This is a genomic window from Deltaproteobacteria bacterium (assembly GCA_029858205.1).
In the GTDB taxonomy this organism is placed as follows: Bacteria; Desulfobacterota; GWC2-55-46; order GWC2-55-46; family DRQE01; genus JAOUFM01.
In genome coordinates this window covers 279,390-303,812 of the sequence record JAOUFM010000001.1, presented here as the reverse complement: position 1 = coordinate 303,812, position 24,423 = coordinate 279,390, and the positions used below count along the sequence as shown (strand labels likewise).

22 protein-coding genes are annotated in these 24,423 nt (G+C 52.3%); 20 read left to right on the top strand and 2 right to left on the bottom strand.

The window, feature by feature from the left end:
* Positions 1-150: 150 nt before the first annotated feature.
* The 12 genes from OEV59_01475 (at position 151) to OEV59_01420 (ending at position 16,961) form a co-directional block, all read left to right on the top strand.
* Positions 151-4,194 carry a hypothetical protein gene (locus tag OEV59_01475; protein MDH4226414.1) on the top strand — a complete coding sequence of 1,348 codons (4,044 nt, stop codon included), beginning with the start codon at positions 151-153 and terminating at the stop codon, positions 4,192-4,194.
* 26 nt (positions 4,195-4,220) lie between these two features.
* Complete coding sequence (locus OEV59_01470; protein ID MDH4226413.1) at positions 4,221-5,348, top strand: hypothetical protein; 1,128 nt, start codon at positions 4,221-4,223, stop codon at positions 5,346-5,348.
* A 269-nt stretch (positions 5,349-5,617) separates the two neighbouring features.
* On the top strand, positions 5,618-7,642 hold the full coding sequence (locus OEV59_01465; protein ID MDH4226412.1) for a cytochrome c3 family protein: 2,025 nt from the start codon (positions 5,618-5,620) through the stop codon (positions 7,640-7,642).
* Positions 7,643-7,646: 4 nt separating this feature from the next.
* On the top strand, positions 7,647-9,275 hold the full coding sequence (locus OEV59_01460; protein MDH4226411.1) for a hypothetical protein: 1,629 nt from the start codon (positions 7,647-7,649) through the stop codon (positions 9,273-9,275).
* Between the two features lie 176 nt (positions 9,276-9,451).
* Positions 9,452-9,811 carry a hypothetical protein gene (locus OEV59_01455; GenBank protein ID MDH4226410.1) on the top strand — a complete coding sequence of 120 codons (360 nt, stop codon included), beginning with the start codon at positions 9,452-9,454 and terminating at the stop codon, positions 9,809-9,811.
* Between the two features lie 216 nt (positions 9,812-10,027).
* Positions 10,028-10,867: a cytochrome c biogenesis protein ResB gene (locus OEV59_01450; GenBank protein ID MDH4226409.1), complete on the top strand. Its 840-nt coding sequence runs from the start codon at positions 10,028-10,030 to the stop codon at positions 10,865-10,867.
* Between the two features lie 103 nt (positions 10,868-10,970).
* Positions 10,971-11,789 (top strand): cytochrome c biogenesis protein CcsA, encoded by an 819-nt coding sequence (ccsA, locus tag OEV59_01445; GenBank protein MDH4226408.1) that lies wholly within the window; start codon positions 10,971-10,973, stop codon positions 11,787-11,789.
* A gap of 1 nt (position 11,790) precedes the next feature.
* On the top strand, positions 11,791-13,146 hold the full coding sequence (locus OEV59_01440; protein ID MDH4226407.1) for a cobalamin-dependent protein: 1,356 nt from the start codon (positions 11,791-11,793) through the stop codon (positions 13,144-13,146).
* A 79-nt stretch (positions 13,147-13,225) separates the two neighbouring features.
* On the top strand, positions 13,226-14,923 hold the full coding sequence (locus OEV59_01435; GenBank protein MDH4226406.1) for a fused MFS/spermidine synthase: 1,698 nt from the start codon (positions 13,226-13,228) through the stop codon (positions 14,921-14,923).
* A 32-nt stretch (positions 14,924-14,955) separates the two neighbouring features.
* A complete protein-coding gene (locus OEV59_01430; GenBank protein ID MDH4226405.1) occupies positions 14,956-15,333 on the top strand; it encodes a hypothetical protein in 378 nt (125 codons plus the stop codon).
* Positions 15,334-15,466: 133 nt separating this feature from the next.
* A complete protein-coding gene (locus tag OEV59_01425; protein MDH4226404.1) occupies positions 15,467-15,748 on the top strand; it encodes an HU family DNA-binding protein in 282 nt (93 codons plus the stop codon).
* A 187-nt stretch (positions 15,749-15,935) separates the two neighbouring features.
* Positions 15,936-16,961: an HD domain-containing protein gene (locus OEV59_01420; GenBank protein MDH4226403.1), complete on the top strand. Its 1,026-nt coding sequence runs from the start codon at positions 15,936-15,938 to the stop codon at positions 16,959-16,961.
* 358 nt (positions 16,962-17,319) lie between these two features.
* Here OEV59_01420 and OEV59_01415 read toward each other — a convergent pair whose 3' ends face one another.
* Both OEV59_01415 and OEV59_01410 read right to left on the bottom strand, forming a co-directional pair.
* Entirely contained in the window at positions 17,320-17,472 is a 153-nt protein-coding gene (locus tag OEV59_01415) for a hypothetical protein (GenBank protein ID MDH4226402.1), read from the bottom strand.
* Between the two features lie 31 nt (positions 17,473-17,503).
* Positions 17,504-18,799: an MFS transporter gene (locus OEV59_01410; protein ID MDH4226401.1), complete on the bottom strand. Its 1,296-nt coding sequence runs from the start codon at positions 18,797-18,799 to the stop codon at positions 17,504-17,506.
* A 107-nt stretch (positions 18,800-18,906) separates the two neighbouring features.
* Here OEV59_01410 and OEV59_01405 point away from each other — a divergent pair, with 107 nt between their 5' ends.
* The 8 genes from OEV59_01405 (at position 18,907) to OEV59_01370 (ending at position 24,422) form a co-directional block, all read left to right on the top strand.
* On the top strand, positions 18,907-19,557 hold the full coding sequence (locus OEV59_01405) for a hypothetical protein (GenBank protein ID MDH4226400.1): 651 nt from the start codon (positions 18,907-18,909) through the stop codon (positions 19,555-19,557).
* A gap of 72 nt (positions 19,558-19,629) precedes the next feature.
* On the top strand, positions 19,630-19,962 hold the full coding sequence (locus OEV59_01400; protein ID MDH4226399.1) for an arsenosugar biosynthesis-associated peroxidase-like protein: 333 nt from the start codon (positions 19,630-19,632) through the stop codon (positions 19,960-19,962).
* A 4-nt stretch (positions 19,963-19,966) separates the two neighbouring features.
* Positions 19,967-20,959 (top strand): arsenosugar biosynthesis radical SAM protein ArsS, encoded by a 993-nt coding sequence (gene arsS / locus OEV59_01395; protein ID MDH4226398.1) that lies wholly within the window; start codon positions 19,967-19,969, stop codon positions 20,957-20,959.
* Entirely contained in the window at positions 20,956-21,603 is a 648-nt protein-coding gene (gene nadD, locus OEV59_01390; GenBank protein ID MDH4226397.1) for a nicotinate-nucleotide adenylyltransferase, read from the top strand. Before arsS ends, nadD begins: the two co-directional genes overlap by 4 nt.
* Before the next feature lie 31 nt (positions 21,604-21,634).
* A complete protein-coding gene (rsfS, locus tag OEV59_01385; GenBank protein ID MDH4226396.1) occupies positions 21,635-22,087 on the top strand; it encodes a ribosome silencing factor in 453 nt (150 codons plus the stop codon).
* Positions 22,088-22,121: 34 nt separating this feature from the next.
* On the top strand, positions 22,122-22,595 hold the full coding sequence (locus OEV59_01380; protein ID MDH4226395.1) for a 23S rRNA (pseudouridine(1915)-N(3))-methyltransferase RlmH: 474 nt from the start codon (positions 22,122-22,124) through the stop codon (positions 22,593-22,595).
* A 34-nt stretch (positions 22,596-22,629) separates the two neighbouring features.
* Positions 22,630-24,162 carry a 2,3-bisphosphoglycerate-independent phosphoglycerate mutase gene (gene gpmI, locus OEV59_01375; protein MDH4226394.1) on the top strand — a complete coding sequence of 511 codons (1,533 nt, stop codon included), beginning with the start codon at positions 22,630-22,632 and terminating at the stop codon, positions 24,160-24,162.
* Positions 24,163-24,233: 71 nt separating this feature from the next.
* Positions 24,234-24,422 carry a hypothetical protein gene (locus tag OEV59_01370; protein ID MDH4226393.1) on the top strand — a complete coding sequence of 63 codons (189 nt, stop codon included), beginning with the start codon at positions 24,234-24,236 and terminating at the stop codon, positions 24,420-24,422.
* Position 24,423: the final 1 nt, after the last annotated feature.

Sequence of the window (24,423 nt, the reverse complement as noted above, 5' to 3'; positions counted from 1 at the left end):
TCAGGCGGCGGCGGTGGAAACGGCGGAAACGGCGGAAATGCCGTTGCAGGGGCAGGGGGTGGAGGAGCGGCAGGAACGGCAGGAGCAGCTTCTCCGGCGGGTGCTGCCGGGGGTGCCGGCGTAAGCGGAGCGGTTGTTGGTAATGCCGGTGTGGCTCCAGGCGGCGGCGGCAGCGGTTCCGGTGAAGGTGCAGGCCGTGCAGCAGGCGCAGGCGCTGTCGGGCAGATTACTGTTACCTGGCAGGACCTTACCACTCTCGCTACAGGCACAGACCCGGGGGCCGTTACTATAGCGCCGGGAGCAGCAGCAACAGACGTAGATGCTTTTACATTGCAGACAAATTCCGGCACCGAAACAATCAGTTCGGTAACGGTTAATCTTTCGACAAACAGCGGCATTGGAACTCTTGCCATAACCAACAGCGCTGGCGGCACTGTTTATGGTTCTACGACATCGCCGGTAACGGGCTCCAATACCATAACGGTTACGGGAATGAGCGCTACGACAACGCTTACCACCTTTAAGGTGCGCGTAACACCCATGACGCACGCTCTCATGCCTGTGCCTCCCGGAGCTTCTTATTCCATCACCGCGCCTGTAACTGCATGGGTCGGCGGAGGAACGCACTCCCATACCGGAAGCGATACCAATGCAACGGCGCTTACGATAGACAACCTTTCCCCCAACGGCGCTACCGCTGTAAGCGGCTCTGCCTCGGGAAATAACAAGAACACTATTAACTGGACCACATCCAATAGCGCGGACTTTAACGCGACAAGCGGCTCGGTGGTCTTAAGATGGGCTGCAGCCGGCGCAGGCTCCGATGTTCCTGTAGAGGGAACAACCTATGCGGCAGGCAATGCCATAGGCACGGCAACTGTAGCCTGCGTTATATCGAGCACGGCCTCTGCTGCGCAAAGTAAAATAGACGGTACAGGCGGAAGCGCGGGATGCACGGCAGTAGCCCTCACGACCGGCCAGCCATATACCTATAAGGTATTTCAAAAGGACACAAACGGCAATTATGATGCCGGTGTGACCATAGGCACCTTCACGCCAACACAGCTCACGGTCGGTGACGGAGTAGCCCCGGCAAATAAGTCGGTAAAGGCGTCTTCCGTAGACCCGGTTGCGGTAAGCACGTTTACCCTTAAGGTTGATTCCGGTACAGACACGGCAGTGACCATAGCGGTTACGAGAAGTGGCACCAGCGCGGATACAGATGTTGCCACAAGTGGCGTGCAGATATACCAGGATAACGGCACAACGGCAAACGAATGGGACGCTTCCGATACGCTAAAGGCCAGCGCCACCCTTGCAACCAGCGTTGCCACCTTTACGAGCATTAATCTGCCTGTAACCACAACTCAGACGCAGTACCTTATTACCATAAAGACCTCCGGCACGACCGCAACCGGCGATACGTTCCTTGCGGCAGTAACGAGCGTTACGGGCATGGCCCAGGCGCTTGTAAATAGCGACAATACCGACGCTACAGTTACCACCGACGCGACACTTCCCGTGGATGGAACCCTTACGCCCACGGCAGTTGTCGGGGCGTGTAACCTTACGTGGGCAACCTTCTCGGATGCCAACAGCGGCCTCCATACAACTGATGCGTATAAGCTAATGTGGTCGACCGCTGCCTCTCCTGCGGCAAACTGCACAAGCGGCACAGAGGATACTAATGTGGTAACTGCTACGGCTACGCCGTATGCCTTTGCCGGGTCGAGCGTGTTGCACTACTTTAGAATCTGCGCGATAGATAATGCCGGCAACGTATCCGCAGGCGCTACGGCGTCGTGCACGCCGCAGGTAAACGCCGCGCCTGTGACAAGTGCGGCCCCGGTGCAGTATAAGACCGACGGCACGACTGTCATAACCAATAACACATGGACTACAGAGAACCAGATAATAGCAAAGGGCACTGCAACCGATGCAAACGGGCATCAGTATAAACTCGAGGTCGAGATAATAGCCAGCGCCAGCGCTTATACGAATACGGCGAATTGCTCCTCAGGCCTTGTCAACAGCGGCACACAGGCCTCTACCGGCGTATGTACAGCTGCCGGGCTTGCTAATGGAAATTATAAGTGGCAGTACAGGTGGGTGGACTCGCTCGGCGCGGCCTCAACCTGGACCGCGTATAACGCGACCACCCCGAACGTCAAGATAGACACGGTGGCGCCTTCTACAACCGACAACGCGAGCGCAACGTGGACTGCGACGAGTCCTGTTACGGTAACGCTTACGCCAACAGACGCAACAAGCGGTGTTGCGTCAACGAAATCGTGTCTCGACGCCGCCACCCCCGGCACATGCACGCCTACGACAGTCGGCACGGCCGTTAGCGTTACCTGCGCAGCCGGAAGCACATGTACCAATTATGTGAGGTACTTCTCAACAGACAACGCCGGAAATAACGAAACCACAAAGACCAGCGCCAATGCCGTAAGGCAGGATAAAGAAGGCCCCAAGGTGGCAAGCGTCGATTCCATGGTGTACGATTCTGTCACAGTCACCTTTACCGAAACAGGAAGCGGGCTTAAGACAGGGGGCGGAGTAAACGCTGCCGATAATGTCAGCAGTTACGAGCTCCGTGATGGAAGTTGCACCGGTACTCTAATACCGCTGAAAGCTCCTGTAAGCCTCGTTGGCAATGTTGCTACCCTTACCTGCAACAGCTCGCCAACCGCGTGCCTTACAGTTGGCAATACGTACTGCGTAATCGCTAAAACACCGATTCAGGATAATGTGGCTAACGCCATTCAGACAAGCCCGAATGACAGAGGAAGCTTTGCCTTCAACCCTGTAGATTATCCGCCGTCTCTTAGTGTGACGACTCCTGGGGCCGGTGGAGCAACCGTTGCGCACGGCGCAAGCTACAATATCACTTATACGCTTACCGATTTGACCGATGTGGTTACCGTGGCCTTCTATTACGGCACCATTAGCGGCACTTACAGCGGCACTGCGATAACCGGCGCCTGCGCCACTGCAGCAGAGGGCACGGGCGTTACCTGCTCGTTCAATACAACCGGAGTTTCGCCCGGAACTTACTATATCTACGGCGTGACCTCGGGCGATGCGAGCAATCCCACGCAGTACGTCTATGCCCCGGGCACGCTTACCATAACCGACAACATGGCGCCTGTGGCAGTTAACGGAGCTAGCTTCTCTGTGCTGTCTTCTTCTCCGCGCTCGCTTGTGCTTAAGTGGGTTGCGCCTGAGGAGGATACCGGGTACACCGGAAGAAGCGCTGTGGCTTCCTACGACGTGCAGTTTAAGGACGCCTATGATTATGCGGCGAACCTGACCACGGCCTGGTTTACTACGAATTGGGGCACATTGACGCTTCCTGCTGCATTTGAGCCGCCATCTCCGGCAACACCAGGAGCTGACGAGACATTCACTCTTAGCTGTAAGGATAACGGCGCAGGGGCCTGCGTAGCCACGGAAGAGGGCAGGATGCTCTGGCCAAACACCATCTACTACGCAAGTGTCAAGAGTACCGACGACGCTGCAAACACATCGGCTGTTGCCGGAGGCGTTGCAACCGGTAAGACCGCATTAAGGAGCGGTTGGAACGTGGTGAGCCTGCCGTATACGTACGGTGCGGCGACCTTTGCCCAGGCATTCGGCACCGACCTGAACGCTACGGTGAATGTATATACGCTGACCGATACCGGCTTAGCAGATCCCGGCACGTTGAATGTTGTAACGTCGACCAATGCCTTTAGCACGATACTTCCAGGCGAGGGTTTCTATATTCTTTCTTACAACTGGGTTAGCGTTCTCGATTCCGACGGAGCAACCCTTACCGAGAACACGGCAAACTGGACCAAGGTCGATATGCGTAACGACGTAGCCGAGTCCGAGAGCCTTGTTGGCAACCCGTATCTTAGGAACATAGACTGGTCCAAGGTATATGTCTGCAGGGGTGGAACCTTCACTGCGACAACGGCGCTTGGTTCGAACCCGTGTACGGTCGGCGAGCTCTGGACCGCTGCCGTTACTGCTAACAGGATGTCTGGAACGATAAAGTACTGGGCCAATGACAAGACGACGACAAACGAGACCTGTACTGCCGTAAGTTGTGTCAATGTGTTCATGAGGCCGTGGTGGGGTTACTGGGTAACCCGCGGCACGGATGCGACCGTTGCGGATTATTATCTCGCGGTGCCTAAACAGTAAACGACGCTTAAGAGGGTGAAAACACTATGATAAGGAAAATATTAGCTGCTCTGGTACTCGCTGCCGTAATGCTCTCTGCCTCTCCAAAGGTCTCCGATGCCAAGGCCATATGGCTCTCGGACATATGGGTAAGGTATAATAACGATTCGGCGCGGTTGATGCTTGGCTCGGCCATACACGCAACCGACGGTTTCGACGGCGGCGGATACGATCTTTACACCACTTTTATGCAGGGCAGCCCCGTGATGGCGTACTTCGACCACACGTCCTGGGGGCTAGATAAGACGTATTACTGGGTGGATATAAAGGACACGAACCTTCCCAAGCAGTGGGAGTTCTCGGTAGTGGCGACAAATGTTGCCCCTCATACCATCAACTGGATAGTGAACTCGGTTCCCGGTACCGTAACCCTTACGCTTACGGACACGGCTACGGGGCAGAGCGTGGATATGAGGGCAGTTGATTCTTATACATACGACAATACGTCTAGCGCTCCGAGGGTGTTTACGGTAGCGGCCGGCGGAAGCGTTGTGCTCCCGAACATGGTGGCGCCGGATACGAACGTTACCTTTGCGCCCGGTGCCTATAGCGGCGCGAATGTGAACATATCATTTTCAGGAACGGACGACGACACACCGGTGGCGTCGCTTTCGTATTCCGTAAGCATAGATGGAGACGCATGGAGCGCTCCGTCGCAGTCAACCGGGGTCGCGTTAAACGGCCTTTCCGAGGGCCTGCACACGGTCCTTATAAAGGCAATAGATGCTTCCGGTAACGAGGATTTAACGCCTGTGTCCGTGTCGTTTACGGTGGATACCGTATCTCCGGTGCTCGCGGTAGGCACTGCAGTGTCCGATAATCCCTACAGTGCGTCGGCAAACGTAGCCGAGAAGAACAAGAACTATGTAATCGTGTCGGGTTCTTCTGCCGATGCGGCATTGTCAAAGGTCGAGTATACGCTCGAGGACGAGTACGGGCAATATACGTCCTCCGGGGTGTTGACGCTCTCTGGAGACGGAACGTTCTCGCTGCCGCTTAGGCTGCGCTTCAAGGCCAACAAGAAGGACGCGGACGGAGTGCGCACGTATACGCTAACGGTCAAATCGTCTGACAAGGCCGGCAACGTAAATATCTATAAGGCAGATATCAAGTAGCGGTCTGTGCGCCCCAAATGGCGCGCATAACTATGGTCAACAGATTCAGGAGTGCCAGTGTCCTGTTATCTTTACGGAAGGCTGTTTTGCTGTAGTCGTGCGAGTATTAAAAAAAATCGAGTAGCCTCACCATAGCACTTGACTATTTTTGTGATATTTGTCATAATTTAATCTAACGATTAAGAATAATTAATCCTATTATGCTAGGTCACAATAAAAAAACCTTTGGATTCCTAATAGGCATAGCGCTATGTATTATTGTCGGCGTTGTGGCGTATTTTTATTTTGCTTCTAGCGCCGAGGCAACAGGCGGCGCATACCCGAATACCAAACACGGCGGCAGCACTGCCGTTGACGCTGGAGTATGGTGCCCTGCGGCCCCTTGCGGTGTTGACAGGACGTTTGGCGGCGAGTACGGCTATTATAGCGATGCTGCCGATGGCGGTAAATATCAAGCAGGTGAGTGTAGCCATTGTCATGATTTGCACATGTCCTTTGGCGGTTCGGAGCAGAAACCAACCAATGCCAGCGCCCCTACTACCGATACAACGACAACGCCTGACATGTATTCCCTTTTTGCGCCAGGTACCAGGGAATATTGCTATTATTGCCATGAGACCATGAGCCTTGGCATGCCGCCGGATCCCGCAAAGACAGGCTGGGGGTACTGGCGTGTATATCAGGGCAAGACAAAGTATGACGCGTCCGCGCACGTAACAAGCGGCAATATGAAGTGGCCCGGCGCCAATGCCGCGTTAAGCGGCAATATAACCACATTCCCGAGGAACTTTAACCGCAATGCCCTTGGCTTAAATGCCGGGGATTGCGTAAACTGTCATACTCCTCATGGCATGCAGGGCGACGGTGTGGCTGCGACGACATACGATACAACCACTATCGCTTCGGCGAACCAGACGGTTGCCGCTGCCCGCCCGGATATAACAACGAATTATTTGATACCGAGGATGCTTGTTGCGTGGGAAGAGGCCCTTTGTCTTAACTGCCACAGGTCCGCTGGAACAGGCGGCACCACGGCTACCCCTGATATCGCAACGCAGCTTCCAAAGCTCAGCGGACATCCAATAGATGATCTCACCCTGGTTGGCAGACACCGTACGAGCGAATATAATGATGTTACAACTACCGGGCAGATAGCCGGTGTGCAGTGGAACAGTATTGCCGCAGGAACGAGGCATTCCGAGTGCGTTGACTGTCATAACCCGCACGTTGCGCAGGCAATAACCGTTACTTCGCCGGCTGGCATTAATGCCGATAGGACTAATTATACGAAAGCCCAGCGCAGTGCCGAAATGATAAGGATAAGGGGGCCGCTGCTTGGCTCTTGGGGCGCAAAGCCGGCCACTCATGTCGGTGTTTACGCGAGCCTCGGCGCCGGGTTCTTCGCCGCAAACTGGCCTGCACCTGCGGCTGCCGGGTATCCTTATCCGACAACCGGGTGGGTCACGAGCTATTCAAAGGTTTCTTTCGACAGTGTGAGCGGCACTGACATGTATGAGGCGTATCTCTGTCTCAAGTGCCATTCGTACTTTGCGTTTGGCGCTGCTGGCCCGGCGGCCACTGTTACTACCGGAAGCGGTACTTATCCGCAGACCGAGGTAACAAGGGACTTTAATCCGAGAAACTTAGGCTACCATCCGGTGTTCAATCGTGGCCAGAACAGGCCCGGGGCTCTAAATGCCACATTCGATACAGCGTTCAATAACGCGCGTGGAATATATCTGGATAGTTATATAACGTGCACTGATTGTCATGCAAGCGATGTGCAGACTGATCCGAGAGGGCCGCACGGTTCCGCGAACGCGTATCTTCTAAGAGGTAATGAAGCAGGAGGTGTTTCAACATGGCTCTGTTATAATTGCCATTTGCAGGCTGTTTACGGTTCCACTGGTGGAGCGGGCCCAGGGTTGCCAAGTCACGTCATACATCCGCCGGATAATACTCGGCTTGATGTATATGCTGCTGCCAAGCTGCCTACTGCCCCGATGCCTGCAATAGGATGCATGAATTGCCACGGCGGCGGCAGGTTTGGCGGCATACACGGCAGCAACGAGCCGGTTGCTTTTGGCGTATCATCGCGTGGAAGTAGATTGATTAATGGGGCAGCATGGACTGGCTGGAACGGGACGGCTGCGGCACCGGCTTGCTGGACAATCGCCAATACAGGTGTCATAGCCGGTTATACGAACTATACCTTGTGCACTCAAAACCATGGTGCTGCTGCAAACAACAATGGCTATACATATACTTACACGCCTGTTAATTACGATCCGTAAGATAATGCGAGTATCTAAGTATTCTTTCATAGTCGTTCTTTTTTTCTGTGTTTTTCTACCTCTCGACGTAATATCTTCCGAAGCTATAGGCATAATATATATGGAATTATCGGGCTATGGACAGTCCGACCTTTACTATGTCGATGTCAACGCCACAGGCCGTAAGGCCATTTCCACAGACCCTAAAAGCAACGTGCATTTCCACGGGTATACAGCCGATGGCGTGGTAATCTATTCCATTTCTGATAGAATCACAGACGGCCGTAATATAAATCAGGATATTTTTGCATTTCGACTCAGTGATGGCAAGTCTGTTCCATTGGCTGTCACAGGTCAGAAAGAGGATGTGCGTAAGTTGTTGCCCGATGGCAGGGTGATTTACGATTTGTACAGCGGCGACCAGGCAGACCTTGTTATAATCGGCAAGGACGGCTCCGGGCGAATAGTTCTTAGTAATAGTCCTCTGTTCGATACGCTCGATGTTATTACGGATGACGGCAGGGTTGTATTTTATAAAGGCAAGAATACGGACGGCATATACAGGCAGAAGCTGTACTCGAAAAAACTCGACGGCACTGATGAGAAGGCGATGAATGACGACGGCGGCAAGACAAATAATTTTTTCGAAGGTCTGACGCGTGATAATAGGGTGCTGTATTCTTCTTATCCCTTGCCTCGCGGAGATAACGGTGACCTTTATATAGTCAATATCGAGGGCACAGGGAAGACGGTCGTTGCCAACGGCCCAGGCGAAGAGTTCAGGGTAGAGCTTGAAAGAGACGATGTCTTTATTTATGGCGAGATTGTAAAGGAGAAGGACGGCGAACTGTCTTACAGGCTCCATGCCGTAGACCTTAAGACAAAGCCGTTTCGTAATGTGGAGATAGGCACGGAGATAAAAGGCTCCAAGAGATTTTCTGCGTACACAAAAGCGGCGGATATTATTTTCCAGGTCGATGACGGCAAAGGCACTATAGACCTGTATCTGCATGAAGCTTCATCGGGCCGCGAATACAGGCTTACCGAAGGCATTGGCGTGGGTCGTTTTGAGGCTGAGACCGCTGACGGCAGGTTTATAATAGGGACTGATGTATTGGGTACGAACGCGGACCTCTATGCCGTTACGAAATATGGAGTGAGAACGCCGCTTGCCAGAACAAAAGAATTCGAGCGTTATATGGCCTTTGGCGCAGATGAAAGGGTTATATTCATCCGTATATCAGGCGGTAAGCAGTGGGACCTGTATTCTATCAAGCCCGATGGCACGGAGATGGCCACTCTCGCGGCCACGGACAAAGACGAGTATTTTGTGAAGTTTGCCCCAGGTAATAAGGTGATATTTTCCCGCACTGTGGAGCCGAGACAGCGCGATATTTATGTTATAGATGCCGATGGAAAGAACTTGAAGGCCTTAGCTGCTTCCAAGGACGACGAATTATTCGAGAAGATATCAACGGATGGGAAGGTTTTTTATGTGCGAATGACAGCCCCGGACAAGGAAGAATTTAAAAAGCCGGAGTTCTTGAGGCGTATGCAGGGCGATATATATGTCGTCGGCCTCGATGGCAAAGGAAGAAAGGCTCTTGCCAGCAGTCCCTATCCAGAGTCCGTCCTTTACGTAATAGAGAAATAATGCCAACTTTCCTTTCAGTTTTGTTTACTAATGGCAGAAGAGGCAGGATACGCACTGTTCCTGCCGTGTTTTTTGTTCTTTGTTTTGCCATGGTGTGTGTATTGCCGGCGTGTTCTTCTCGAGATGCGGAACAAGAGTCGGTTAAAAAGGCCGTTTTGTTGTATAACCATGGGCTTGTGCGAGCGTACGGTGAAGATAATTATACCTTGTTGAAAAGCGCGGCAACGGAAATAAGGGTAAATAAGATAGATATTATAATAAGATCTTTTCGCGAGGGCGGCCAGAGGATGCTTGCCGATATAACTCGTCTGGAATATAAGGGTGCAAGTATTATCGGGGATAATGCAGAAGTTCTTACTGCCGAGAATTGGGCATACAGGTGGGTAGATGTCAAGACGCGCGCCGAGATTTTGCCGTTAAAAACCGTAACATATGAAATGAAGTACGATCTTGTCAGGAAAGACGGCAAGTGGCTTGTCGACGGTGTAGTGTCCCTTTCCGATACCACTGAAAAGGGCAATAGAAAAGATTGGTGATTTGTAGTGGTTTCTGCCGGCAGTATGGCAGTATGAGTGATGCCCGCGAAGAGGGATATGCTGGAGTTTTTGGCTTCTAGAGGATTTGCTATCTTTTTGCTGGTAGGCGCGACGGCGTTGCTCGTACTGTCCAAGGTCTACAATATCTGGACCACGCTCTTTTTCTTTATACCTGCTTTTATCTTTGTAAGCGTCGGGTTTTGCACGTTCAGGCGGGTGTTCAGATCTGAAGAGAAAAAGGGTCTGACGTTCTGGAGTTCCATCGTATTTCATATTTCCATGATGGTTATAGTAGCCGTGTTCTCGATTGCGGAGTTGACGCAATTCGATGCGATGGCATTACTTCCGCAGGATGTGGATGTTGATGCGCAGGGTTCCACTTTTGTCACGGTTGCGCCGAGCCCTTTGGCTCGCGCAGTTCCAGCGATAAATTTAAGGATGGAGTGGTTAAAGACCAAGTACGATGAGGGGAACATCGCCAGTGAGCGCGATGCCATGTTGCATGTGAATTTCGTGAAGGACGGCGAACACTTCTCTTTATCCCGTGTTATCGGAGTAAACAGGCCGGCAGGCATGGAAGGGTACCAGTTTATGCTTATAGGAGGCGGTGTGACGCCGCTTTTCAAGGTCAGAGATAAGGACGGCAAGGTGCTTTTTGAGCAATATATCAAGATATCGGAGGATTTTATGGCGGAATCGCCGATAGATATGCCGGGGAGCGGTTTGTACATGCAGGCCAGGTTCTTTCCCGACCTGGAGGAGCGCGGTCAGTATACTTATGGAACTAAGTCGCTTGGCATGAACAATCCGGCGTTCGGGTTGAGGATAGTTGACGGGCGTGAGCCATTTAAGGAAGCATGGCGCGGCGTGTTGAAACCTGGTGAGAAGGCCAGGATAGGCAATTTGACTCTCGAGTTCGCGGATTTAAAGCAGATAGCCATCGTCAGGATCACGTCCGACACTACTTATTGGAGTGTTTTTAGCATGTGGGTTCTTGTAATGAGCGCTTTGGTCATACGGTACGGTCCCGGGATATTCAGGCCGGAACGTAATTGATGCCAGGTTTGTCTTGGAGGTCTTGTTTTTTTGCTTCGAATCGCTCTGTTGGGGGGCTCTGTTAATTTTGCTTATATCTTGTTATAATGCAAAATAAGTATCTATGTTGAGAATCCTGGAAGGCATATGTCTCTGGGCAGGTGTTACGGGATATACCGTGAGCTTTGTTCTCGCGCTCGCGGCACTTGTTTTCAGAAAAGATAAGTATTATGCTCACTCTTGGCTTGCGAGCGTAGGTGCGCTTGTTTTGCATACCCTGACGATAGCTATACGCTGGGTTGAGTCGGGGCATGCGCCGGTGCTCTGGACCTACGAGCATGCGTTGTTTTCGAGCTGGTTTATAGCGTTGATAATGGTCTTGTTCGCATGGAGGCTTCCATCTGTCAGGGTGATGGGCGTGGTTGTTGCGCCAGTGATATTGCTCGTGCTCGGCTACGGTCTCATGAGCCATGGCACGGCGACAGAGCCGCTGCCGCCGCCTTATAAGGGCAATTGGCTGTGGCTGCATGTGTTCTTCGCGTGGATAGCCTATAGCGCCTTTACCGTCTCAGCTGGCAGCGCGATACTGCAGCTTTTGAAGGCCAGCGGCAAAATGGCATGGACAAGGCGCTTGCCCGATGAGAAAACGCTCGACGACCTCACCTTCAGGATAATCTGTTTCGGTTTTATCGGCCTTACTTTCGAGATGGGGGCCGGCGCCCTTTGGGCTTACGGGCTCTGGGGAAGGTATTGGGGCTGGGACAGGATGGAAACATGGACGCTTGTGTCGTGGTTCATATACGCCATATATCTTCATTTAAGGGCCATTCACGGCTGGAGAGGGCAGCGCATGGCCTGGGTGGCTATTCTTGGCTACATCGTCATGTTCGTGGCCTTTGGCGGCCTTGCCATGATGAAGGGGCTGCACGCGCCGCTTTTGTGATATGAAAATAACCATCATCAGCCCGCCGTTTGGCAAGAGGGGCGAAAAAAGCGACAATCTGCAGATGGCCCCGCCAATACTTGAGTACCTCGCTTCTTTTATCTCAAGCATAGACCCTTCCGCAGATATAGAGCTTATCGACGCAAACAGAGAGGATGTGTCCGCAGACAGGCTTAGCGCCAACCTGTTCATGTTTTCTTCCCTTACTCCGCAGATACCGTGGGTATATAAGCTCTCCGATGAATTGAGGCGGCGTGGCCAGAAAACTGTCATAGGCGGTATGCATGCAACGGTGCTTCCAGCCGAGGCCAGAGCCCATGCCGACGCAATCGTAGTGGGCGAGGCAGAGGCCGTGCTAAAGGGCATTCTCGCGGACGCGGCATCGGGTTGCCTTAAGCCAGTTTATACAGGAGAAAGGCTTGAGTTAAACGGGCTTCCCAGGCGCAGGCGCGGGTTGCTTAAGAGCAAATACCGCTTTGATTCGTTTTTCACGGCGCGCGGGTGTCCGTACGGATGCACGTTCTGTTCGGTCAGGAAATTCCTTGGGGCAAAGGTCAGGTACCGTCCGGTTGAGGAGGTCGTGGCCGAGGTGGCAGAGAGCCCTTACCGGATGCTCATGAATATAGACGACAATATCTGGGGGCCGGACATCAAAAGGGCTACGTCCCTTTTCGACGAGCTTAAACGGTCGGTAAAGGGCAAGTGGTGGTTCGGGCAGGCGGATCTGGCGACAGTGCAGCATGAGGGAGGCCTGAAGATGCTGGAAGCCGCCGGGAGGTCGGGGCTTACGACCGTCATGGTCGGCTGGGAATCGAACGATGCCATGACGCTTGGCGGCTATGACGCCAAGACAAAGCAGGGCAGGGACAGGATAGATGCGCTGCGCAAGATAAGGGGCAGCGGTATCGACGTCATGTTATTCGTGATGGTCGGGGCAAGAAGCGAGTCCTTCGATGAGTTCCAGAGGGTTCTCGATATATGCGATACTCTCGACGTAGCGGCCCATCCGGTTATGCTCACGCCTTTTCCCGGCACAGACCTTTATGAGAAATACAGCAGTTACATGTTCCGTGGCGTTTCGTGGGACGACTTCGACGGCAATACCGCGCTTTTCGAGCACGATGATAAGCGTATGACGCCGTTTAACAGAGAGCAGGCTGTTCTCTGGGTGCGTAGAGAGCTTTTTACATGGCCGCGCATCTTAAGGCGGATATGGAAGATCTCGGCAAAGGGGTTTCCTATGGCGCACATCAATTCCCTTATGCTACAATGGGCGCACAGGCGCGCCTTCGGCGAGTACGCGCTTCGGAGCCTCGATAAGGATTTCGATATCGCTTCAGTGAAATTGCCGCGTTAGCGCGGCATGTTTAAAGAGGAAGCCGGGTGCGGTTTTTGTGCCGTAAGGCATTTTGATATCTTGAATCGTCGGTGGTGTTATGGAAGGCGTAAGCGGATCTGACAGAAAAAAGACGGCTCTGGATGCCGTGCTCCTTGGCGCGCTTTTCGCCTCAGGGGCCGCAGCGCTAATCTACGAGATCGCGTGGATGCGGGCTCTCTCCCTCGTCGTTGGTTCCACCACTTACGCCATTTCAACGATGCTTGCGGCCTTCATGTCAGGGCTTGCGCTTGGCGCGTATGTCGGCGGTATCGCGGCCGATAGAACGCAGAACAAGTTGCTTGCCTTCGGGATAGTAGAGGCTGCCATAGCGGTCTTCGGGCTGCTTACCTTTGTGGTTATAAGGAATATGGAGCCGTTCTATGTCTGGATGTTTTATAAGTTCAGATTTTCCTTCCATGTGTTTTTCGTGACTCAGTTTGTTCTCGCCTTTTTCGTAATGCTTGTACCTACGACTCTCATGGGAATGACTTTCCCGCTTGCCTTAAAAGGGCGGGCAAGAGATTTGAGCGCCATAGGGCGTGATGGCGGAGGGCTGTATTCGATTAACAGTCTTGGCGCGGTGGCAGGCTCGTTGGCAGCCGGGTTTGTCTTGATACCGCTTATGGGCATTAAGATGTCTAATTTCGTTGCGGCAGGCCTTAATATCGCCGTTGCGGTTGTATTGATAATTGTTTCTCGAAGAGGGAACAATACCGGCGCTTTGCTGGTTTTAATTGCTGCGCTCGGACTGGCGCCGGTTATTGTGTTTATAAAAGCTCCGCGTCATTTTGACATGGCTGTGAATTTTTACCGTGCGGGTCTGCACAGAGACAAACCGGATTTAAAGCAGCTTAAGTCCGCGCATAAGTTGGTCTACGAGAAGGAGAATGCGCAGGGTGTTGTCCAGGTTTTTTCAGCAGCAGGGCAGTGGGGTAATGATCATAAGTATATAGCCACCAACGGCAAGATAGAAGGGTCTGTTGCGCGCACCGGAATTGGCGATGCCGTACGGTATTCCTCCGGCGATTGGGCAAACCAGCTTCTCCTGGCATATTTGCCGCTAGAGGCAAATCCAGGTGCAAAGAGTTTTTTTAATATAGGCCTTGGCACCGGAGCGACCTTTATGGCGGCCCTTGGCGATAAGGGCATAGAGCGGGCGGTGTGTGTGGATATCCAGCCGCTTGTCTATGAGGCAGTTGAAAAGTTTTTTTTCCCCGATATTTTCAAGGACGCACGTGCCGAGTTTGCGGTTGCGGATGCAAGAAATTATCTTTCGCGCACCACAGAGAAGTACGATATTATTTCATCGGAACCTTCGTATCCGACGGATGAAGGCATGTCGAATCTTTTTAGTGTCGAGTTTTTTGAGCTTGTGCGCTCCAGACTCAACGAAGGCGGGGTCTTTGCGCAGTGGCTTCCGGGATATTTACTGACAGGTGTCGATGAACAAATTATGATAAGGACATTCGGAACAGTATTTAAGAATGCCTATGTGTGGTCGATAGAGAGTTCCGGCGACGTCATAATGATAGGGGCTATGGTTCCGTTTGGCATGGATGAGGCACGCATTAAATCTGCGGTGGCCGGACGCCGGTTGGCCGACGCTATAGGTAAGGAGTATAGGTTGTGGCTTATGCCGGAAGATGTTCGAAAAATTGTTGTTGCCGACGGAGAGCTTAATACCGATGACAGGCCCTATATCGAGTTCGTCGCGGCAAGGAGCGTGCTGGCGCGTCATGCTGCCGCGGTGCGGTAATGTAGTGCAGCATATGTCGGGAGGATTTTGACATGATGGGAATGCTCGTGATGCTTAATAATTATTTCCACGATTTTGCTACCGCGCTTTTTGTGGTGGCTACTTATGGAATGTGGCTAATTGTTAAATATGCCGACAAAAGCGGTTGTGCAGATATAAGGCGCATGGCCGTGAATTTTTATCCGCGCATGGTGCATGTCGCAGGCGGGAGTTTTATTTTTCTGATGTTTGCCGGAGTGATACGCACGTTCATGTATAAGCAGTACGAATGGAATACGGCCGTCGAGCACGGGCAGGTCGAGGCGCTCATGGTAAAGCACGTGCTTCTCTTTGTGCTTTTCTTTTTGGGCGTATGGCTCTGGGTCAAAGTGCACCGCAAGGTGCGGGCCTATAGGACAGATATTTTATGAGATGGCGGTTTTGGCTTGACTCGGGACGCGTAAAACGCAGAGCAGTATCGCGGCGCAGTAATTTTTTTCTTGCTTCTTTTTTTGAAATGTTGTAAAAGTTGGTAAGCAGCTAAATCTCTGGGGAGGGAAAAACATGGCAAAAGCAATGACCAAGTCAAAGATCATCGATCACCTCGCAAAGAAGGGCGGAGTAACGAAGAAGGTCGCGGGAGCAATGCTTGAGGAACTTGCGCAGCTTGCTTACAAAGAGGCGAAGAACGCGTTTACGCTTCCGGGGCTCGGCAAGCTTGTTCTCGTAAAGAGGAAGGCAAGAATGGGAAGAAATCCGCAGACAGGTGCAGAGATAAAGATCCCGGCAAAGAGGGTAGTGAAGTTCAGGGTCGCAAAGGCCTGCAAGGAAGCAGTACTTAGCTAAAATTTTATTTTCTATCCGGGGCGGGCGCTTTCTGCGCCCGCCCCATTTTTTTTGCTTGTTCTTTTCTGTTTCGAGCGTCAAGTCTTTCCGTCTGGCCGCCTGCCCCGTTTTTTGCCTCTATGCTTTGTCAAAGCGCACGAAGCCTTTCTCCTTGACCGCCGGTTATTTTGTGTGATAGTTTTTCAGTATGAAAACAGCATTCGTGTCAGCCATAAAGGACGGCGACAGGGTCGATTCGTTCTTTCTTGTCTCTAAAAAGGACATGGGAGTAAGTAAAGCAGGTAAGCCTTACCTTGCGGTAAAGCTCATGGACAAGACAGGCGAGATGGACGCCCGCGTCTGGGACAATGCCGAGTCCGTTGCAGAGGCATTTGTAAAGGGCGAGGTCGTCATGGTAAAAGGCTCGGCAGTGCTCTACAGGGAAAAGGTGCAGCTTAACCTTTCCGATATAAAGAGCGTGGCTCCCGGATCGTACGCCATGGCGGATTTTCTGCCAAGTTCCAGGTTCGAACCTTCTAAGATGATAGCCGAGCTCGACGCCGTAATCGAGGCTATAGCGGATAAGCACATAAAGGCGCTCCTTAAAAGTTTATTTTCCGATAAGAGCATACGCGAGCCCTTCATGCTGGCACCTGCTGCAAAGGGCATGCACCATCCCTACATCGGCGGACTGATAGAGCATGTGCTCTCGCTTTGCAGACTTGCCTCCCTCGTGTGCTCGCACTATACCGGAGTAAACCGCGACCTTGTTACCGCAGGGCTCATACTCCACGACATCGGGAAAATACGCGAGCTGTCCTTTGATAAGTCATTTGAATATACCGATGAAGGCCGCCTTATCGGCCACATTACGATAGGCGTTGAGCTCGTGACCGAGCGGATGAAGAAGCTTCCTGATTTTCCCGAAGACCTTGGCCTGCACATAAAGCACATAATGCTTAGCCACCACAACCTTCTCGAGTTCGGCTCGCCTAAGCGGCCAAAGACGCTCGAGGCCATAGTGGTTGCTTATTTAGACGACCTCGACGCAAAGGTAAATGCAATCGAGTCGCTTATTGAGCAGGATGGCGGCGATGGTAACTGGACCGAGTACCAGCGCATGTTCGAGCGCTATATCTATAAGCGAGCTTATTCGAGTGGCGAGCCCCAGGATTCATCGAATCAGGCGCCAAAGAAAAAAGCAGAGAATAACTTCGACCTCTTCAAAAAGTAATTTTTCTTTTTTACCCTGGTATTTTTTGAAAGTGCTTTTTTGACGCCAGAGCATATATTATTGCCTTGGCAAGCAGCAATGCGGCTGCCTTGGTCTGATGCGTCATTTTTACAACGCGCATCATGCTGGCAGTAAAAAACAAATGATATCAAGTGGTTAGCGTAACAGGACAAGCAAATCCTTTAACCGGCCTTTGTAAAATGCGCTTTTTTGAGTGGATGGCGGCTGCTAACTGTGTGTTTTTAAATGTATTTTATGGATTTATCTTAAAGGGCGAGCAGGACAAACAGGACTTCCATGGCCGGTTTGCGGTTTTTTAATGAAGCTCGCTTAAAGCGGTCTTTATTAATCAGGCCAATTAATCCTCGCCAGGGTCTGATGCAGTGCCGCCGCAGACCTTGCAGTAGGATTCACCATGGTCAAGGGCGCAATCATGCCCGCACTCCGGGCAGCAGATGCATTCCTCGCCGTGGTCTTGGCAAATGGGGCATATTTCAGCGTGTATGCTCATAATATCAAGCATAGCAGGTTTTCTGCGTCTATCAAGGGGTTGGGGCAGGGTTCTTCGTTTCAAAGGCCTCAGCGGCCTTTATGCCGTTATCTACGTTGACGGTCCTTAATAATACTAAACCGGCGATAAAGAAGGCGGCAAGGGACAATACAGCAAGGCGCTGGCTGCCGGTGTGTGCTGTTATTTCGCCGTAGACTATGGGGCCGATTATGGCAGCGCATTTGCCAACAAGCGAGAAAAACCCGAAGAACTCGGCATTTTTACCGTGAGGCGTGAAAAGCCCGAGAAGCGCTCTGCTTGACGACTGGTTTGCGCCAAGCACCGTGCCTGCAACGAGTCCGATTACGTAGAACCCTGTTTTTGTCTCCACAAAGTACGCGGCTATGCTTATTCCTATCCATACAACAAGGGTTGTGTTGATAGCGGTCTTTGCGCCGAAGCGGTCCAGTATCGGGCCAAATACTGCCGCGCCTATGGCAGCGGTAATCTGCGTTATAATGAAGTACATTATCACCTCGCCGGTTGTGAAGCCGAGAACGCTTATCGCGAAGACCGAGCTAAACACTATTACAGTGTCTATGGCGTCGGTGTAGAGAAGGTAGCAGAAAAAGTATTTGGTAAGTTCCTTGAACTTTCTTATTTCGTGGAATGTCGCGTGCATCCTCTCGAAGCCTTCCTTGAATACTTTGCCAATCGATTTTGCGTGCACGCGCTTTGTCCTTTCCTTTAGAAATAGAAAGGTCGGTACGGAGGCAACGAGAAAGAATACGGCTGTCACGAGAAAGCTTAGGCGGTAGTTAAAGATGTTTTCTTCGCCGTACCCGCCTTTTATGAGCGGGAAGACCATTACAAGTGAAATCAGACCACCCACATACCCAAGCGCCCAGCCGTAACCCGATATCCTGCCCATGTGCTTTTTGTCAGCAATGTCGATGAGGAATGAATTGTAGAAGTGCACGCCGCCATTAAACCCTATGTTCGAGATTGCGAATACGATGAGGGCGTAGTACACGTCCCCGGGCTCTGCAAAAAAGAGGAACGCGGTTGCCGTTATGCATATTGCCGTGAACCAGAGCAGGAAGCGCTTTTTAAGCCCGCCATAATCGGCTATTGCGCCAAGAAGCGGCGATACCACGGCAAGGCAAAGCATCGAGAGCGAGTAGCCGTAGCCCCAGAGCCTTTCTCCTCCTCCGCCCGCGGCAACGGCCTTTGTAAAGTACATACTGAAGGCAACGGTCACGATGATGGTTGAGTACGAGGAGTTGGCGAAGTCGTACATGCACCACGAGAACACCTCTATACGGGACGCTCTTTTGGGTTTTTCCATGCCGCTCTCCATTATCCGCCGTTATCCTTGATTTACTTCCCTTTAGCGTCTAATATATAACATAATATGGATATGGAATACAGCGTATTGAGGTGCGGATGCCAGGGGTGCTAGGAAACATCACCATAGGCGCGTTTATTTCCTGGTTTCTGCGCGGCGTCATGGTTGCGCTTTTGCCGTACCAGCTCTACCTTGGCCAGTACCCGTTCGCAGCACTTACGCTTCTTGCCATAGTTCTCTCCGCTGCCCCGGCATTGATAGAGCGAAGCTACCAGGTGCACTTGCCATTCGAGCTCGACATGCTTATAACAGTCGCCATATTCGCGCACACCTTTTTTGGAGAATGGCTTTCTTTTTACGACAGGTTGCCGGGCTGGGACAAGGCCCTTCATTTTTACAGCACCGGAGTTGTCGCGCTCTTCGGTTTTCTGATGGTCTACACGCTTCACTATACGCGTAAAATTCGGCTAAGCATCCTGCTTGTCGGCTTTTTTTCGGTCGTATTTTCGGTTTTTATCGGAGTTCTCTGGGAGTTCATGGAGTTCTGGATGGACGTGCTCTTTGGCACGCACATGCAAAACGGCCTTAGCGATACCATGTGGGATTTGATGTTCGACGTTGTCGGCGGCACTTTAGTAGCCGTCCTTGGCATGGTGTATGTCCGTTACACGAACCCAGAGACGAGGCGGCGACTTGCAAGGCCGCTTGCCCATGTGCTTAAGTGGGTTTCGCGGCAGGGGCAAAGAGAGGACGATTAACAGGGACGCGGTTGTTTGGTTTTTCGTGGTATAATCAAAGCGGTTGCAGGCAAAAAAGACAGGAGGTTAGGAATGGATACTTACTATAAGCCCGAGGACTTATTCAAGTTCCAGGATGTTGGCAAGGAAGCCCCTGAGCTGTGGAAGAAGTTTAGCGATTACTACGCAAGCGTTATGAAGGCCGGCGCTCTTACGGAAAGGGAAAAATCGCTAATCGCTCTTGCCGTTGCGCACGCGGTGCAGTGCCCGTACTGCATAGACGCGTACACAAAAGATTCTCTGGAAAAAGGTTCGAATATGGAGCAGATGACCGAGGCCGTGCACATTGCCGCTGCCATAAAGGGCGGGGCAGCGCTCGTGCATGCCGTGCAGATGAGGAACTCGGCAGAGAAGGTCGGGCTATAGATTGATGGAAGAGCAGCTTACAATACTTGAAAATAAGCTTTGCGGCATAAGGGGCTTTGATGAGGCGCTAAAGCTCTCCGGCGGATTTCCTTTGCTTGCAAGCGGCGTTGAAACGCTCCAGGTCAATGTCGGGTATGTCTGTAACCTCGCCTGTAAGCATTGTCACGTTGGGGCAGGGCCAGGCAGGGCCGAGGTAATGACGCGTGAGACAATGGAGAGCTGCTTAGGTGTTGCAAAGGAGCGCGGCATAAAGGCCGTTGATATAACCGGAGGCGCTCCCGAGATGAACCCAGAATACAGGTGGTTTGTCAAAAGCCTTTCCGAGACCGGCTGCCGCGTTATGACAAGGACCAACCTTTCGGTTCTTATGAAGGACGATTTGGGCGATATACCGGGGCTCTGGGCCGATAATAATGTCGAGGTCATTGCCTCGCTGCCCTATTATCTTGCGAAGCAGACAGACAGGGTAAGAGGGCAAGGCGTGTTTGAGGCTTCTATAGAGGCGCTAAAAATACTGAATTCGCTTGGCTACGGCATTGAGGGAAGTTCTCTAAAGTTAAATCTTGTTTATAACCCCGGCGGCGCGTTCATGCCGCCTTCGCAAAATGGCATTGAGGCTGATTTCAGACATGAGCTTTTAGCGCGCCACGGCGTGCGCTTTCACTCTGTCTACGCGCTTACCAACATGCCGCTTGGCCGTTTCTACGGTTTTCTCGAGAGCTCTGGTAATCTCAAGCCTTACATGGAGCGGCTGGCGGCATTGTATAATGCGGCTGCGGCAAATAGCGCGATGTGCCGCTCGACTGTATCGGTTGGCTGGGACGGGGCTTTATACGACTGCGACTTTAACCAGATGCTGGGCTTAAGGTGCGATGCCGTGAGCCATATAGAGGATTTCGACATTAAGCTTCTATCCAAGCGGCGCATACGCACAGGCGTGCATTGCTACGGCTGCACCGCAGGCGCGGGCTCGAGCTGCACAGGGGAGGTAGCGTGACAAAGGCGGCCCTATACGGCGGGGCATTTAACCCCGTGCACTACGGCCATCTTCGCATAGCAGAAGAGGTGAGGGAGGCGCTCGCTCTCGAGAAGGTGATCTTCATGCCGCTCTTTAATCCTCCGCATAAGAGCGGTGACGCCATGGTCTCGCCTGAGGCAAGGCTTGAGATGTTAAATGCTGCCATTGCAGCCAATCCTGGCTTCGAGGTATCGGATATGGAGATTAAGCGCGGCGGCTTATCCTACACAATAGAGACGGTTCGCGAGCTTATAAAGGGCGGCATAGAGCCAACTGTCATAATGGGCTCTGACCAGTTCAACGTAATAACCTCGTGGTGCGCGTACGAGGAGCTTATACTCACGGCCGACATAGCTGTTGTCGGCAGGCCGGGCGTTATAACTAAAAAGGTGGCAGAGGCCCTTCCTGTTGAACTTGCAAGGAAGTTCTGGTATGATAATAAAAGCGGCGCATACAGGACGGACGCAGGGCGGGCGATATACTTTGTGGACACTACCCCCATGGAGATATCGAGCTCCGCGATACGCGCACTGGTAAAAGAAGGCCGTTCGATAAAATATCTTGTGCCCGAGGCGGTTGCAAAGCTGATAAGCAGCCGAGGGTTCTATAAAAAAGGAGACTAAAATAGCACTCGATCCCAAACAAAAGGCTGTGATGGTTGCATCTCTCATCTCCGAGAAGATGGGGACCGATATCGTTGCGCTCGAGATAAAGAAGCTCTCGTCCGTTGCCGATTACCTCGTTGTGTGCAGCGCGGAGAGCGACAGGCAGGTACAGGCCATAGTTCGCCACATAGAGGACTGGGGCAAGAAAAACGGGGAGAGGCCGCTAAGTGTCGTCGGCGCCGATGTCGGCCAGTGGGCGCTGGTAGACTTAAACGACGTGGTAGTGCACGTGTTCCTCGACCGCGTGCGCGGCGTATATGACCTCGAAGGGCTCTGGGCCGATGCAAAGCACGTGAGCGTTACCGAGAAGAAAGCGGTCGCGCCGAAACAGGCTGCGCCTAAGAAGTCCGCGCCTAAGAAGTCCGCGCCTAAGAAGTCGGTATCTAAAAAATCAGCGCCGAAAAAGACCGCAAAGAAGCCTGTTAAAAGGCGCGCCAGGTGAGCGTTCGGGCTCTCTTTGAAAATCCCAATCCAAATTGAAGATAACCATACTTAGCGTGGGCGCCCTGAAAAAAGAGTACGCCAAAAAAGGCGTACAGGACTACCTTGAAAGGATATCGCGCTACTTGCCGGTCGAAATGACGGAAGTTCGCGACGCGCGTTTTGCCGGTACCGGTAAGCGCGAGGCGGCGATGAAGCAAGAGGCAGAGGCGCTTCTGAAAAACTTGAAAAGTACGGACTACGTTGCCGCTATGACGGATAAGGGGCGCGCGTATTCGTCAACCGAGTTCTCGGCCTTTATCGAAAAGGTCATGGCAATGGGAAGTAAAAAACGTCTTGTGTTCGTAATAGGCGGCTCCTACGGGCTCCATGAGTCTCTGACCGAAAGGGCCGATTCGCTTGTTTCTTTATCGAAGATGACGCTTCCGCACGACATGGCGAGGCTCGTTCTCTTTGAGCAGGTATACCGCGCCTTCACCATAATGAGGAACGAGCCGTACTCGCACTGAAGTTTTTTATATTATCGGACATCTTGGAGGGGCAGTGAAACCGGTAGTTCTCGTGATACTCGACGGATGGGGCTCCAACATCATCAAGGACGGCAACGCCATGGTAAGGGCGAGCCTTCCAAACATCTCGGCGCTTATTCGCAGTTATCCTAATACTCTTATATCGACATCCGGCTATTCCGTCGGCCTTCCAAAAGGGCAGATGGGAAATAGCGAGGTGGGGCACTTAACGCTTGGCTCAGGGCGCGTCATATACCAGGAGCTTACGCGCATCAATAAGGCTGTCGAGGAAAAAACGCTGGGCAAGAGCCCGGAGCTCAAGGCGGTATTCGACAAGGTGAAGGCAAAGGGCTCGGCGCTGCATCTCTTGGGGCTTCTCTCGGATGGCGGCGTTCACAGCCACATAGACCACCTCGAAGCGCTTGTTATCGAGGCAAAGGCCGCTGGCATAGGCAGTATTTTCATACACGCGTTCATGGACGGCCGCGATACCCCACCTGAGAGCGGCAAGGGCTACATGGAAGACCTGCAAAAGAGGCTTGCCAGGATAGGTGCTGGGAAGGTCTCGACCGTGTCGGGCCGTTTCTACGCCATGGACAGAGACAAGCGTTGGGACAGGGTGGAAAGGGCCTACAATGCAATGACCGGCGGTGAGGGGGCAAAGAACCAGGACCCGGTTGCCGCGATATTTGATTCCTATAAAAGGCGCGTAACCGATGAGTTCATCGAGCCTGTTGTGATAGTCGAAAACGGTAAACCCGTCGGCCTTATCAAGGACAACGACGTGGTCATATTCTTCAACTTCCGCTCCGACAGGGCAAGAGAGCTATCGCACGCGCTCGTTGATAAGGAGTTCGAAGGGTTTAAGAGAAAGGCAGCACCGTCTCTATCAGCTTTCCTTACCATGACCGAATACGAAGAGAGTTTGAAGGTTCCGGCGATATTTGCGCCTTCGCCGTTAAAAAATATTCTCGGCGAGGTGCTAAGCAGAAACGGCATAAAGCAGTTTCGCGTGAGCGAAACCGAAAAGTACGCGCACGTGACGTTTTTCTTTAACGGAGGGGTCGAGAAACCATTTGACGGCGAAGACAGGCTCCTCATACCTTCGGTAAAGGACGTTCCCACCTACGATTTAAAGCCAGAGATGAGGGCCAAGGAGATTGCCGATGCGGCCGCGGAGAAGATACGTCAGGGGGGCTACGGCTTTATCCTTATAAACTTCGCAAACGGCGATATGGTCGGGCACACGGGCGTGATGGACGCGGCGGTTAGGGCATGCGAGGCCGTTGACAATGCGGTCGGCACGGTTACGGAGGCTTCGAGGGAAAATGGGTTTGCGGTCATTATCACCTCGGACCACGGCAACGTCGAGCAGCTTGTTGATTACTCGACAGGAGAGCCGCACACCGCGCATACGACGAACCTTGTTCCATTTATGCTCATAGACGATTCGCTAAAGGACGTAAAGCTCAAGGAAGGCCGGGGGCTTGCCGACGTTGCGCCGACTGTTTTGAAGGTCATGGGGCTCGATATTCCCAAGGATATGGAAGGCGAACCTGTGTTTTAGGTGGAGATAAATCCCTTGACACGGTTGATGTTAGGAATGATAATCGGAGTATAATACGCGGAGGTGAAGACATGTCCAATGGTCCCGGTAAAAAGAAAAAATTCGAATCCTATCTGGTGTGCCCGCTTTGCGAGTGTGAGATACCCATGGGCGGAGACGAGCGCGTTGGCGAGGAGATATACTGCCCGGCCTGCGAATCGCCTCTGAAGCTTAAGAAGGATAAGGAAACAGACAAGCTTTTTTTACAGGAAGATTTTTAGG